At 61.8% G+C, this 13,475-nt stretch carries 15 protein-coding genes; 9 read left to right on the top strand and 6 right to left on the bottom strand.

The genetic code is table 11. The features are described from left to right. The first annotated feature begins 1,019 nt into the window (after positions 1 to 1,019). Positions 1,020 to 1,157, top strand: a complete 138-nt coding sequence (locus BGO16_RS09595) for a hypothetical protein (protein ID WP_292618459.1) — start codon at positions 1,020 to 1,022, stop codon at positions 1,155 to 1,157. Between the two features lie 400 nt (positions 1,158 to 1,557). On the opposite strand, the gene BGO16_RS09590 is transcribed toward BGO16_RS09595, so the two are convergent. After that, the gene (locus BGO16_RS09590; RefSeq protein ID WP_292618458.1) at positions 1,558 to 1,707 is read right to left on the bottom strand and encodes a hypothetical protein; all 150 of its coding nucleotides are present in this window, start codon (positions 1,705 to 1,707) and stop codon (positions 1,558 to 1,560) included. Between the two features lie 267 nt (positions 1,708 to 1,974). Here BGO16_RS09590 and BGO16_RS09585 point away from each other — a divergent pair, with 267 nt between their 5' ends. Both BGO16_RS09585 and BGO16_RS09580 read left to right on the top strand, forming a co-directional pair. Next, complete coding sequence (locus BGO16_RS09585) at positions 1,975 to 2,355, top strand: hypothetical protein (protein WP_292618457.1); 381 nt, start codon at positions 1,975 to 1,977, stop codon at positions 2,353 to 2,355. 370 nt (positions 2,356 to 2,725) lie between these two features. Further along, positions 2,726 to 2,989, top strand: coding sequence for a hypothetical protein (locus BGO16_RS09580; RefSeq protein WP_292618557.1), 264 nt, complete (start codon positions 2,726 to 2,728; stop codon positions 2,987 to 2,989). A gap of 12 nt (positions 2,990 to 3,001) precedes the next feature. Here BGO16_RS09580 and nadC read toward each other — a convergent pair whose 3' ends face one another. From nadC to BGO16_RS09560, 4 genes are read right to left on the bottom strand one after another with little or no spacing between them, the layout of a single operon-like run. Then, on the bottom strand, positions 3,002 to 3,865 hold the full coding sequence (gene nadC, locus BGO16_RS09575; protein WP_292618456.1) for a carboxylating nicotinate-nucleotide diphosphorylase: 864 nt from the start codon (positions 3,863 to 3,865) through the stop codon (positions 3,002 to 3,004). 8 nt (positions 3,866 to 3,873) lie between these two features. Next, the gene (locus BGO16_RS09570) at positions 3,874 to 5,406 is read right to left on the bottom strand and encodes an L-aspartate oxidase (RefSeq protein WP_292618455.1); all 1,533 of its coding nucleotides are present in this window, start codon (positions 5,404 to 5,406) and stop codon (positions 3,874 to 3,876) included. Then, positions 5,403 to 6,386 carry a quinolinate synthase NadA gene (nadA, locus tag BGO16_RS09565; RefSeq protein ID WP_292618454.1) on the bottom strand — a complete coding sequence of 328 codons (984 nt, stop codon included), beginning with the start codon at positions 6,384 to 6,386 and terminating at the stop codon, positions 5,403 to 5,405. Before nadA ends, BGO16_RS09570 begins: the two co-directional genes overlap by 4 nt. 50 nt (positions 6,387 to 6,436) lie before the next feature. Continuing rightward, positions 6,437 to 7,375, bottom strand: coding sequence for a hypothetical protein (locus BGO16_RS09560; protein ID WP_292618453.1), 939 nt, complete (start codon positions 7,373 to 7,375; stop codon positions 6,437 to 6,439). Positions 7,376 to 7,626: 251 nt separating this feature from the next. On the opposite strand from BGO16_RS09560, the gene BGO16_RS09555 reads away from it, so the two are divergent. From BGO16_RS09555 to BGO16_RS09540, 4 genes are read left to right on the top strand one after another with little or no spacing between them, the layout of a single operon-like run. Beyond that, the gene (locus BGO16_RS09555; RefSeq protein WP_292618452.1) at positions 7,627 to 7,920 is read left to right on the top strand and encodes a Dabb family protein; all 294 of its coding nucleotides are present in this window, start codon (positions 7,627 to 7,629) and stop codon (positions 7,918 to 7,920) included. 47 nt (positions 7,921 to 7,967) lie between these two features. Beyond that, complete coding sequence (locus BGO16_RS09550) at positions 7,968 to 9,098, top strand: 8-amino-7-oxononanoate synthase (RefSeq protein WP_292618451.1); 1,131 nt, start codon at positions 7,968 to 7,970, stop codon at positions 9,096 to 9,098. Next, positions 9,095 to 9,730, top strand: a complete 636-nt coding sequence (bioD, locus tag BGO16_RS09545; RefSeq protein WP_292618450.1) for a dethiobiotin synthase — start codon at positions 9,095 to 9,097, stop codon at positions 9,728 to 9,730. Before BGO16_RS09550 ends, bioD begins: the two co-directional genes overlap by 4 nt. Continuing rightward, positions 9,727 to 10,989: an adenosylmethionine--8-amino-7-oxononanoate transaminase gene (locus tag BGO16_RS09540; protein ID WP_292618448.1), complete on the top strand. Its 1,263-nt coding sequence runs from the start codon at positions 9,727 to 9,729 to the stop codon at positions 10,987 to 10,989. The genes bioD and BGO16_RS09540 overlap by 4 nt, the downstream gene beginning before the upstream one ends. Positions 10,990 to 10,995: 6 nt before the next feature. Here BGO16_RS09540 and BGO16_RS09535 read toward each other — a convergent pair whose 3' ends face one another. Beyond that, positions 10,996 to 11,472, bottom strand: coding sequence for a hypothetical protein (locus tag BGO16_RS09535; RefSeq protein ID WP_292618447.1), 477 nt, complete (start codon positions 11,470 to 11,472; stop codon positions 10,996 to 10,998). Positions 11,473 to 11,660: 188 nt separating this feature from the next. Between BGO16_RS09535 and BGO16_RS09530 the strand changes: the two genes are divergently transcribed. Together BGO16_RS09530 and BGO16_RS09525 are read left to right on the top strand one after the other, a co-directional pair. After that, positions 11,661 to 12,332: a Crp/Fnr family transcriptional regulator gene (locus BGO16_RS09530; protein ID WP_363091781.1), complete on the top strand. Its 672-nt coding sequence runs from the start codon at positions 11,661 to 11,663 to the stop codon at positions 12,330 to 12,332. A gap of 285 nt (positions 12,333 to 12,617) precedes the next feature. Then, on the top strand, positions 12,618 to 13,475 hold an 858-nt coding region (locus BGO16_RS09525; protein WP_292618445.1), incomplete at its 3' end, for an ABC transporter substrate-binding protein.

Below are 13,475 nucleotides of genomic sequence, written 5' to 3'. Positions count from 1 at the left end.
CTCAGCTTCAGGGGGTGGAGAGGCCAGCACGTTTCGCCGTCATCTCCGAGTTGTGGTGAATCGAATGTATGCGGCGCGCCTCTCAGAGAGACGTGCCCGCAAAGTTGTGGACTAGCGTTTTCCAGCGAAGTGGATCCTGTTCGCGTGAAGAAAGCGCGTCAAATCAAGAATCCGGAGTTTTTGACCGCGCTGTGTGTATCGGGTGGGCGAGCGCCGAAGGGGCGCTCGCCCGTTGCCGTGAAGCGGGAAAACTCTAGCCGCAAGAACAGCTCTGCTCCTCTTTGAGGTCCGCGGCGGCTTCAGTGCGTGCGCCGTCGGCCACCTTCGACACCGACTGAACGGTTGGACCCTTGTTGAACGGGCAGGGACCCGTCGAACCGATCGTTGAATCGGAGAAATAGGTCCGTGTCTGGTTGATCCAGGGACCGTTGCCGGTGCCGAATGGCGACCAGGTCCAGAAGGACCATCCAAAGAGCGCGCCATTGCAGCACCCTTCGTAACTGCGACGGAAGGGGGACCAACTGAACCTGGTGCGCCAGGGAAGGAAGTCATACCGGTATTTAACTTCTGTTTTCGTCTTCCTGCAGGGATAGGGGATGAAGCCCCACTTCCAGCACACGCCCCAGTAACGAATCGTGATTGTCTCTCGCATCCCGCAAGTCATGGCAATTTTCTCCTCTTTTGAGATGAGACCCCTTGGTCTCCCATGACGTGCATGATGAAGCTCTCGATCGGCTCGCACAGTGAGGTGAATCACACAGGCTCGAAACCCTCAGGACGAACTGGTTTAACGGGTTGCGCCATTGAACTGGCAAGACGTTGATCGCCGGGAGCAAGCCTACAGGGTCCGCGTTGATGAGGTGGACTGCCACCGCAGCGCCGACCGCCGGTTTGGCGGCGTAGCGTGTTGTTCGTCTCAATCCGGCCGGACTGGGCAAGACGGGGGCCCTCAACCCGTCTTATGATTTATGATTGGTTATGATTGTTCTTTGGTTTTCCAACCTTTAAGAGTGTCTGTCATGCGCACGCTGCAACGCATGGTCGATTTTGTAAAAAGCCAGTTTTCTTCAGAAGACGACAAGCAACTTTTATTTGGCTTTTTTCTAGCCATGGCTTTTGGTTTTGCGATCATCATCGTACGTCGATGGTTGAGCTAGGGCGATGCTTGTCGAGACACTCACAAGAGTGCGCACCTGCCCCCAAGGCTGGCAGCCCGGCGGCGGACGGGATGGTTGTTGGCAGTCGCCGTGCCGCTGGTTACGGGCTGCTGGAGTGGGATCAGAAAAAGTATGATGCGGGTTCCCGCCCACATCCGCTTCTTAAAATACTGGAATGCCGCTCACGATTGCTGGTCATGACTTTGGATCGGTTCGATCCGAAATCGTCGTAATCTAGTGGTCCAATTCTAACATTTGCATCCCGTTGCCGCAGGGAGTTCTTGCAAATGTTAGAATCAAAGGACCACTAGCAACTATCAGGTTTCTAGTGGAGTTTTGAATTTGACATTCGCCTGACAGGTTCGCTGCAAAGTGGGTAGCGAATGTCAAATTCACTCCACTAGGGTACGCCGAATTTGACAAGCCCGATGACGGCAATGAATGCAAGCAGCACCACCAGGGCGCCGATCATGTAACTGTTGCGGCGGCCTCTGTCTCTGCCGCCCTCGAATTCCCGGGTTGAGCTGCGCCAGTGGCGAAGATCATTCATTCTGGTTTGCTGCTGTTGTCATGGAAACCTCTATTCATTTTACCCCTGAATGCTCGTCGAACAAGCGGCTGTGGTGGGAACGCCCGGCATTTGTCCATTGTGAGCGCGGTGACGATTCTCACTCGTCATTGAAAAAGCTGCGGTTTTTAGTCGCGGCCAGTGTTCTGCGTCGCCGGCTGCGCACCCGATTGTTCTTGATCGCGTAAAATTGGTGTTTATCCTTGCCGCCGATGTATCGTTGTTGGCTCCTGAAAAAGAACGAATTTAATGCTGACCATCATATTTGGCGTCGTCGGACTCGTTTTGAGCTTCGGATTTTCCGTTCCGCCAGAACTCTCGATGCTTCGGCTCGTCGCGCCGGTGGGAGTGATGGCGGGATATCACGCTGGCCAGCTTGTCGGCAGGTTCGTTAGACCGCGCCCCAAAAGATTCCTGACCTTGTTCGTGAGCGCGATCTTTTGCGCTTACTTTGCGTTTGCTTATGTCCAGACGTTGGGTTTGGGATCAGCCGACACGTCAGACATCGTGAATCTTGGTGTGCTCCTCGGCCTGTCTTTTTTCTGGCTGGGATTTTTGCTGCCCTTCACGCGTGCTCCGAAGGAAATCATGAACCTGCTGTCAAAGGCGCGCGAACGTTCCCGGGATTAAGCCGACAAATCGGGTAGGGCTGACCAGAATACCAAAATCCGCCAGGCGCGCCGCAACGCCGTCCGCGAGGTATTCGCGGCGGTCGCAGGTGCCATGTGTCCAAGACCAAAAATTAAGCCCGGTTCCCTCTTACATAATCAGATGTCAGGCTGTATAAGATATATAGAAAATATATCATTGAGTGCCGCGATGTTGAATTTACAAGTTCTGTAAGGCACCGAAAACTTCCGCTCGCGACTTCGTCTGGTTTCCCCGTCCGGGGGCGCGGAAACCGCACGATCATGATTTCGACACGCAGGCCGATTCGCGGTGCTCCGATTCCGCCGGAGCCACCCGAAACGGTCAGCTCAGCAAAATGAAAGGCATGGCTATGGAAGGTATGGGCAAGGGTCGAATCGTTATTTTGATAGCGTTGGTGACCATACTCTTTGGTGCAGGCGTTTGGGCGATCACATTCTGGAATGAGACCTCCGGCGTCGAGATGAGCAAACACGGTTGGATCGCGCTCGGCCTTGGCACGTTCTTTTCACTTGTCATCGGTTGCGGATTGATGGCGCTGATGTTCTTCAGCAGCCGCAGCGGGCATGATGAGGCGGCGGATCCGTTCCGGAAACACAACCCGCCTTCGACATAACCCTTCGAGCGGTCAGGCGCTTGGCTCGGTTTTGAAATCAAGACCGATGTCGAGAATACTGATGCTGTGCGTCAGCCAGCCAATCGAAATCAGGTCAACGCCGGTTGAGGCGACCGATGGCGCGGTCGCCGGCGTGATGCGGCCAGAGGCTTCGGTTACCGCCCGGCCGCCAACCATCGCGACGGCTTTCCGGAGCGTGTCCGGGTTCATGTTGTCGAGCAGCACTGCATCGATCCCTTGATCGAGCGCCTCGCGCAGTTGATCGAGCGTGTCCACCTCCAGCTCGATCTTGACCAGATGTCCGACGCAGGCCTTTGCGCGCTTCAGCGCCTCGGTGACGCCGCCGGCGATTGCCACATGGTTGTCCTTGATGAGAACGGCATCGTCGAGGCCGAACCGGTGATTGCTGCCGCCGCCGACACGAACCGCGTATTTTTCCACCGCGCGCAAACCGGGCGTCGTCTTGCGGGTGCAGACGATCTTCGCCTTGTAGTCTTGAACCGCGGCGACCACCGATGCCGTCGCCGTGGCGATTCCGCTCAGGCGGCACAGGAAATTCAGTGCGACACGCTCGGCAGTCAGAATGCCTCGGGCGGGACCGGACAGGGTCGCGATCACGTCGCCCGGCTGGACAGTTGCGCTGTCGTCGTGGGCGATGTGCATCTCGATCGCCGGATCGATGAGTTGGAAGGCGAGCCGCGCCAGATCGAGCCCGGCGACGGTTCCTTGCTGGCGAGCGACGATGAGGGTGGTGGCCCGGTGGCCGCTCGGCACGATCGCATCGGTCGTGAGGTCGCCTGCGCGGCCGAGGTCTTCAAGCAAGGCCGCGCGAACCAGCGGTTCGATCAGGATGCGCGGAAGGGCCGGGGAGGGCATCGTGTTCCTTAGCTGACGGGATCGGCGATGTAGTTTTGTGCTGCGTCGAGCGCATCGCACAGGCGCAGCGTCGTTCGCGTCGCGCGGGTTGCATGTTCGGGAAAGTCGGTGCGCGCATGTGCGCCGCGGGTTTCCTCGCGACGAAGCGCGGCGGTTACGATCATCAAGGCGACGATGGCCGGATCGCTTGCGGCCTGCTGCGAGGTCGCAAGCGGTAACAAAGCGCGCGCGGCTGCCCGCAATCCTTCTCCGTCGCGCAGCACCCCGGCCGCGCGCGACAGGATCGGCCGGATCAAGGCGGGATCGCTGCTGCTGATGCGTCCGGCGGGTATCCTGGCGTCCTGCCGCCTCGCAGACGGCGTGCCGGCGATGTCCTGCGCGACAAAACCACCGCATACCACCGCCTCGAGCAGCGAATTGCTCGCCAGCCGGTTCGCGCCATGAAGACCCGTGCAGGCGACTTCGCCGCATGCCCAGAGACCGTCGATCGACGTGCGTCCGCGTCTGTCGACGGAAATTCCACCCATGTGATAATGCGCGGCCGGACGGACCGGGATCGGTTGCGCTGCGGGATCGATTTCTGCCTCGCGACAGAAAGAGGTGATCGCCGGGAAACGCCGGGCGAAGTCGACCCCTCGCAAGTTCCGCGCATCGAGAAAAACACGGTGACCCATCGTCATGTGCCGCCACACGGCGCGCGCGACGACGTCGCGAGGCGCAAGCTCGGCGCCGGGCATATCCGCCATGAAGCGATCGCCTTTTTCATCAATGAGGATCGCCCCTTCGCCGCGCACGGCCTCGCTGATGAGTTTCAGCGGGAAGGAGCCGGTGTCGAGCGCGGTCGGATGAAACTGGATGAATTCGAGATCGGCCATGAGCGCGCCGGCCCTTGCCGCGAGTGCGAGGCCCTGGCCGCACGATCCTGCCGGATTGGTCCCGTAGAGGAATAGCCCGCCGACGCCTCCGGTCGCGATGACGACGCGGTCGGTGGCGAAAGCCACGGGATCGCGGTCGGTCTGGCACACGACCCCTTTCACCGTATTGTTCTCGACGATCAGTCGCTGCGCGCGGGTCGCCTCGCACACGGTGATCGAAGGTGTCTCGTAGACCCGGCGAGCGAGGGTGCGGATGATATCGCGTCCGCTCGCGTCCCCTCCCGCATGGACGATCCGGCGGCGCGAATGGGCCGCTTCAAGGCCAAGCGCGAGGTTTCCGGCGGCGTCGCGATCAAAAGCCACGCCGAGATGAGACAGCCGTTCGATCGCAGCCGGCGCAGCGCCGAGGATTGCCGCGGCGACAGCCTCGTCGCAAAGGCCGTCGCCCGCGGCAAGGGTGTCCGCCAGATGCAACGATACGTCGTCATCCGGCCCGATGCTGGCGGCAATGCCGCCTTGCGCCAGAATGCTGGATGTTTCCAGGCCCAATGATGCGCTGCTCAGAAGCAGCACCGGCTGCGGCGCCAGCGCGAGCGCCGTCATCAGCCCTGCGAGGCCCCCGCCGATGACGACGGCGGCGCCGCTCGTATCATGAAGCGCCGTCATCCGACCGCCAGCATGCGCTCGACAGCAAGGCGCGCGCGGGCGGCGACCTCCGGCTCGATCGTGACTTCGTGCCGCATCGTCTCCAGCGCCTGGCGGATGTTGCCGAGCGTGATCTTCTTCATGTGTGGGCACAGACTGCAGGGACGGATGAACTCAAGGTCGGGATGATCGGCGGCGATGTTGTCGCTCATCGAGCATTCCGTCAGCAGTACGAGACGGCTCGGCCGCCGGGTGGCGACATAAGATGCCATCGCGGCGGTCGATCCGGCGAAATCGGCTTCCGCCACGACTGAGGGCGGGCATTCCGGGTGCGCCAGCACCACGACGCCGGGGTGGTTTTCCCGAAGTTGCCGCACCTCGTCGGCGTTGAAACGCTCGTGAACCTCGCAATGCCCGGTCCACGCGATGATCTTGACGTGGGTCTCGGCAGCGACGTTCTTCGCCAGATATTCGTCGGGCATCATGATGACGCGCTCGACGCCGAGCGACTCGACGACGGCCTTCGCATTGCCTGATGTGCAGCAGATGTCGGATTCAGCCTTCACCGCCGCCGATGTGTTCACATAGGTGACGATCGGAACGCCGGGATAGGTTTGCCGCAACAGCCGCACGTCTTCCGGCGTGATGGAATCCGCAAGCGAGCAGCCGGCGCCGCGGTCCGGGATCAGGACCGTTTTCGATGGATTGAGCAGCTTGGCCGTTTCGGCCATGAAATGCACGCCGGCGAGCACGATCACGTCGGCCTTCACCTTCGTGGCCTCGCGGGCCAGCGCAAGACTGTCGCCGACGATGTCGGAGATGCCGTGAAAGATCTCGGGCGTCTGGTAGTTGTGCGCGAGGATGACGGCGTTACGTCGTTTCTTCAGCTCGATGATCGCATCGACATCGTCGGCGAATGTGAGCCATTCGATCTCGGGGATCGCGTGCCGCACTTTGGGGTAGATCCGGGTCGACGGTCGTACTTCCAGGATTGCCGACATGACTACACTCCACTCAGACGCTATTATACTGATGTTGAGTATAAGTCTTGTCAAGACCCGGAAATGGGTAATTTGGTCCCAGCGATCGCGCGCTCAGCCAGCACCGCGCGCCGGAAACGAAAGAGTTTTGCCGGCCGTCCGCCTGTTTCCTGGCTCGTCTCGCCGGTGTCCTCGACCAACTCCTGCTGCTCGATCAAGCGGCGAAAGTTCGGTTTGTGCACAAGTTTTCCAGCCAAGGCCTCAACGCAGCGTTGCAATTGCAACAGCGTGAACGTGTCCGGCATCAGTTCGAATACGACGGGGCGATATTTGATCTTGGCCCGGAGCCGCGCGATCCCGGTCGCCAGAATCCGGCGGTGGTCCAGGATCATGGAATCGCCCGGCACGACAGTTGCTGCTCGGGCGGACGGGCGATCGTCGCCGCGCAGGGCTTCGGGGATCAGCCGCGCCTCGTAGAGCAACTCGTAACGTTGCAGGACCAGTTCCTCGTTCCAGACATGGCCGTCGAAACCGAACAGCATCGCCGCCCGTTGCTGGCGAGCGCGCCGGGCCGCCCGGTCAGGCGCTTCTTCGCTCCAGGCGGCGAGGCCGGCGCGCAGCATCTTTTCCATGGGCGGCGCGCCGAGGCGATGATCCTCCCAGGGGAAATAGCCATACCAGCTTCGCCAGTTCGTCTCATGGCGGCCGGACCCCGCCTGTTCACGCGTGAGACCGAGGTAACTGATCGAGATGACGCGCTGGTCGACGGTCCCGGTGCGATCCCGGTCCGCGAAGGTGTAGAGTTGCTCGACATAGCCCAGCGGCAGCCGCGTCTGGCGCTCGACCCAGGCTCGCAGTCCCGATTGCAGCGACCGATGCGCCAGTTCGAACGGACCGGACGGCAGCGCGTGCTGATCCTGAATTGTCAGGACACGCGGGTCGCCGGAGTTGACGGCGACCAACAGCGCGATCAGATCCGCCGCGATTCCCTGTTTGGAGGCGGCAGACATCGAACGCGTACGCGTCCTGGGCCGGATGTTGCCGAGCGGATCACTCATTTGAAGGTCAGGCGCCGGTGTGTCGGGTTGCGGACATTGGCAGGCAGTCGTGTCTCATATGGGCAGTATTCGGCGCAATATTCAACCGCACGTCCCCGGCCCGTGGCCCCGACGATGATATCGCCCAGCGTCGTTAGCGTTGCGTTAGAGGTGACGGCAAGATAGTCATGCGGCCAGGATCACCCTCCACCTTGCGGCCAGCCATGATACGTCACATCGTTTTGTTCACCGCGAAAGACAAGTGCGACATCGACAAGATGATCGACGGTCTGTCGCTTCTCATGGCGATCCCGCATGCGCGCCGGCTCGAGGTCACCCGCAACCGGAAGACCGATCAGCTTGGAAACGATATCGATGTCGTCGTTTACGGTGAGTTCGACAGCGAGGCGGAACTCGCCGCGTACAAGGCGCATGAGCTGTACCATGAATCGACAAAGCGGGTGCGGCCGCTCCGGGACTTGCGGTTTGCTGCGGATTACGACGTCAAGTCGGAGTAGCTCGCAGCACGGGCCTGGTGCTTCGGGGCCGGCCGGGAGACATCGTAATGCATGAGATCTACACCGCCGATCTGAAGGCGCTCGCGGACCGCGGCCGTTTCCGTTCGCTGCGCGGTCACTCGGGCATCGATCTCGCCTCCAACGACTATCTTGGTTTGGCTGACTCTGCGGAACTGCGACAAGCCGCTGTCGATGCGCTGGGGCGAGGGGTGCCGGTGGGAGCCGGCGGGTCACGGCTGTTGCGCGGCAATCATCCTGAACACGAAGCGCTGGAGCGCGAAGCGGCGGCCTATTTCGGCGCCGACGCCGCGCTCTATTTCGGCGGCGGCTATGTCGCCAACTTCGCGATTTTTTCGACGCTGCCGCAACGCGGCGATCTCGTGGTGCATGACCAACTGGTCCACGCCAGCGTTCATGAAGGCATTCGTCGTGGACGCGCCGAAGCCGTCGGCGTTGCGCACAACGATATCGATGCGTTTGATGCCGCGATCTCGAAATGGCGTGCGGCCGGCGGCACGGGCCGGCCCTGGTTGGCGGTTGAAAGCCTTTACAGCATGGACGGCGACAGCCCCAATCTCGCGGAGCTGTTTGTTGTCGCCGACCGTCACGATGCAATGGTCGTGATCGACGAGGCGCATGCAACGGGCGTGTTGGGTCCGCAGGGACGGGGGCTTGCCGCACCGTTCGAAGGGCGCGACAACGTCATCACGCTGCACACGTGTGGCAAGGCGCTGGGAACGTCCGGAGGCTTCATTCTCGCGCCGAAGACCATCCGCGACTTTCTGGTCAATCGCGCGCGTCCGTTCATTTTTGCCACCGCGCCTTCGCCCCTGATCGCTGCGGTAACGCGCGTGGCGCTGGAAATTTCCCGAACCGATCCCGAGCGTCGGGAGCGCCTGGCCCGCCTGGTGCGGTTTGCGGGAGGCGAGCTGCGGCGTCGTTGCAAGATTGAGCCGTCCGGCTCGCAGATCCTTCCGGTGATCGTCGGCTCCGATCCGGCTGCGGTCGCGCTGGCGGCGTCATTGCAGCGCAGGGGGTTCGATGTTCGGGCAATCCGCCCGCCGACCGTTCCCGAGGGCACCGCGCGGCTTCGCATCGCGCTGACGCTCCATGTCGATGAGGCGATCGTCACCGGTTTGTTCGCAGCTTTGGCCGAAGACATGCGAGCCGTTGCGTGAGTACGCGCATTGTCGTCACGGGCACGGACACCGGCATCGGCAAGACGGTTTTTTCAGCGGCGCTTGCCGGCGCGCTCGATGGCTTTTACTGGAAGCCGATTCAGTCGGGGCTGGACGAGGAAACCGACTCGCAAACCGTGATGAAATTGTCGGGGCTTTCCGCCGATCGTGTGCTGGGTGAAGCGTATCGGTTGCGGACGCCGGCGTCGCCGCACCTTGCCGCCGAGATTGACGGCGTCACGATCGACCACCAGAACCTAAAGATTCCCGAGACGGAACGCCCGCTGGTCGTCGAAGGCGCGGGCGGCTTGCTTGTGCCCCTGACGCGCAGCATCACCTATATCGACCTTATGGCGCGCTGGCGCGTTCCGGTGGTGCTCTGCGCCCGCACCACGCTCGGCACGATCAACCACAGTCTGTTGTCGATCGAGGCGCTGCGCGCGCGGGGCGTCGCGATGTTGGGCATCGCCTTCATCGGCGAAGAGAACGTCGAATCCGAGCGGATCATCACCGAGATGGGCAAGGTGCGGCGCCTCGGCCGGCTGCCGCACCTTGCGCCATTGACTTGCGATACGCTGCGCGAGGCTTTTGCCGGCGCGTTCAATATCGATGGCCTGAAAGCGTCGGCATGACGACATCGGCATCTCCCGTATGGCACCCGTTCACCCAGCATGCGGTGCAGCCGGATGCGATACCGATTGCAAGGGGCGAGGGCGCATGGCTCGAGACCGCCGACGGCCGGCGCATCTTCGATGCGATTTCGTCGTGGTGGGTGGTGACGCACGGCCATCGTCATCCTCGGATCGTGCAGGCGATCAAGGATCAGGCCGAGCGTCTCGATCAGGTGATCTTCGCCGGTTTCACCCACGAGCCGGCCGAGCGTCTGGCGCGCCTGCTTGTCGCCATGACGCCGCCGGGACTCGACTACGTCTTCTTTTCCGACAGCGGCTCGACCTCGGTCGAAGTCGCGCTGAAGATGGCGCTCGGCTTCTGGCGCAATCGCGGCGAGCGGCGCAGCCGCATCCTGACGCTGGAAGGGGCCTATCACGGCGACACCATCGGCGGCATGTCGGTCGGCGAGCGAGGTGTTTTCAACGCGCCGTATGACCCGCTGCTGTTCGATGTGGAGCGCATTCCCTTTCCCGCGGCGGGCCGCGAACAGGCGACGCTGGATGCGATCACGGCGGCATGCGGGAACGCCGGCGTTGCGGCGTTGATCGTGGAACCATTGATCCTTGGCGCCGGCGGCATGCTGATCTATCCGCCCTGGGTGCTCACGGAAATGAAACGGATCTGCGAGGCGCATGGTGTCTTGTTGATCGCCGACGAGGTGATGACCGGATGGGGCCGCACCGGAACGCGCTTCGCCTGCGAGCAGGCCGGCGTGACCCCGGATATCGCCTGCTACTCCAAGGGCCTTACCGGTGGTTCATTGCCGCTGGCGGTGACGCTGTGCCGTGCGGCCATTTTCGATGCGCATTATTCAACGGATCGCAGCAAGACCTTTTTCCACTCCAGTTCCTACACCGCGAACCCGATCGCCTGCGCGGCGGCTTGCGCCAACCTTGAGATCTGGCAAGACGAACCGGTGATGGAGCGCATCGCGGCAGTGGCGCGCGCGCATACGCACGGCCTCGACCGGTTTCGCGGGGACCGTCGTTTCATCAACGTCCGTCAGATCGGAAGCATCGCCGCGCTCGATGTCGCAACCAGCGACCCGGGCTATCTGGCCGGCATCGGGCCGCGCCTCTACGATGGTTTCCTTCGCCGCGGGTTGCTGGTGCGGCCGCTCGGCAACACGATCTATCTCATGCCGCCATATTGCAGCACGCCGCAGGAGCTTGAGCGCGCCTTCGATGCGATCGGCGAGATCGTCGACGGAATCGGATAGTTCCGATCAAAAGATCGACCATCCATGGCTTCCCGCGACCGCACCGAACACGGTCACAAGGCTGAGCCCGAGCAGAATCCAGTGCGCCCGATGCAGCCATGCGAAGGCGGTTTCCGGCCGCTCGGTTGCAAACCGATGGAAGTGGCGTCGCAAGACGAAGGGCTCGCCGATGAAGAGCACGATGGTGAACAACAGCCAGAGGCCGACCATGGCGTCCATCCACCAGAACGACGGCATCCGGAACCGATCCCAAAGATCAAGCTGCCACGTCATGTAGAGGCCGCTCAAGCCGACGATGATGACTGACGTTCGCGCCTGCCAGATGAAACGGCGCTCGATCGCTTCGAACGCCTTCAGCGGATTCTCCCCGAGGTCGCCGCGCCGGATTGCCGGCAGCGCGACCGTTGTCGCCATCGAGACGCCGCCGATCCAGACAACCACGGCAAGGACGTGGAGCGCACGCGCGACGATGATATCATCCATGAAGCACCCGCATCCTTGGTGACGATGGCAGCCGTTGGCCTTTCGAAGCGTATGGCAACGCCATTCGACAGGAGTTGCGCAAACGCAACTCCCTATCATTTTCGGCAAGCCGGGATTATCTTCGGCGAATGAGCAAGGCTCCTTCTCTGTCTCGGCAGGTCCTTTCAAACCTTGAACTCTTTCGAGGCTTGCCGCCGACAGCGCTGGACGAGGTCCTTTCCTGCGCCGCGACGCGTTCACTGGCCCGCGATTTTCGCGTGTTCAACCAGGGCGAAACCCGCGTGCGAGCCCATGTCCTCATCAATGGCTGGATCAGGATTTCTCAATCCGGCAGCGAGGGCGCGCAGATCGTCGTGCGCTTCATCGGACCCGGCGACATTTTCGGCGCGATCTCCCTGTTCACGGATCGGCGCTATCCGGCCGATGCCGACACCTTGACGGAGGCAACCGAGGCCAGCTGGAGTGACAGAGCCTTGCTCGATCTGATGAACAATCATCCTCAGATCGCCATCAATGCCGTCCGCATCGTCGGTCAGCGGCTTCAGGAGGCGCAGCATCGGGTTCGCGAACTTGCCACACAGCGTGCCGAACGACGCGTGGCTCATGCGTTGTTGCGGCTGTTGCGCCAGGTCGGCACCACGACGTCCCGAGGCATCGTCATCCGCTTCCCGCTTCGGCGGAAGGACATTGCCGATATCGCCGGAACGACGCTTTATTCCGCAAGCCGCATTCTCAGCGCCTGGGAGAGAGCCGGCTGGCTGAAGACGCTCGACCGGCGCATTGCGGTCGAAAGCCTCTCGGAGCTGATGCGAATCGCAGAGGACGAGAGTGGAAGGGACATCGCGGCGCCATCGCCGTAAGCGATCGAGAATGGCTCAGGTCCCGCCTCGACGATGAATATCCGGAAAGGTTCTGTGGCCGCTTTGACAATGGTGGCCCGAAGGTCGGACCGCGCCGGACAGACGTCTGATTTTTCGGCGGAAATGCCGTTCTCTTCGACGAAAGTGACATTGACAGATCTGTGACGAAGGGGACTTGTAGTAACGGTACCCTGATCGGCGCCGGCTAACGAGCGCTGCAGCCTGTCTGTCAGATTTCGGTGATGAGCTGAGTTTGCACATAAACATTTGGGAGGAGCATGCGCGATGAAGAAGATTTTTGAACAGGAATTGAATGCGGCGGTATCGCGCCGCTCCCTGTTGCAAGGCGGCGCGGCCCTGATCGGCGGCGTGATGCTGCCGGGCGGGCTGATCATGCCGGCCTTCGCCGACGACAAGCCGGCGATCGGCACCTGGCCGGCCGGCTCGTCCGGTTCGTCGGTGTCCATCGGCGTTGCGGTGCCGCGCACCGGCACCTACGCCGTGCAGGGCGAGGATGAGCTCAAGGGCTGGGAGCTGGCTGTCGACCATCTCAACTCCGGCCACGAACTGATGAAGAAACTGTCGCCGAAAACCAAGAAAGGCGTGCTCGGCAAGGAAGTGAAGCTGGTGGTCGCCGATTCCGGCGCCAAGCCGAACGAGGCCGTGCAGGCGCAGCAGCGTTTCATCACCCAGGACAAGATCGTGCTGATGACCGGGTCGACCTCCAGCGCGGTCGCGGTCGCTCTCAACAAGCTGGCGCAGCGCGAACACGTGCTCTACGTCGCCGGGATCTCCGGCTCCAACGACACCACCGGCAAGGATTGCGTGCGCTACGGATTCCGGCAGGGCTTCTACGGCCAGACCGCGGCGGCGGCGATCGCGCCGGTGCTGATCAAGCAGTTCGGCAAGGACAAAAAAGTCGCGTATATGACGCCGGACTATACCTACGGTCACACCGTGACCAAGTCGATGCAGGATATGACCAAGGATGCTGGCTGGACCACCGTGACCAACCAGGTCTCGCCGCTCGGTGCGCCGGACTACTCGTCCTACCTGCTCAACGTCGCCAACTCCGGTGCGGACCTTCTGATCAACGTCAACTGGGGCCATGATGCCGTGCTGTCGATCCAGCAGGCCAAGCAG

This window comes from Nitrobacter sp. 62-23 (assembly GCF_001897285.1).
Lineage (GTDB): Bacteria > Pseudomonadota > Alphaproteobacteria > Rhizobiales > Xanthobacteraceae > Nitrobacter.
The sequence above is the reverse complement of the archived record's forward strand: the minus strand, read 5'-3'. Positions and strand labels throughout refer to the sequence as shown.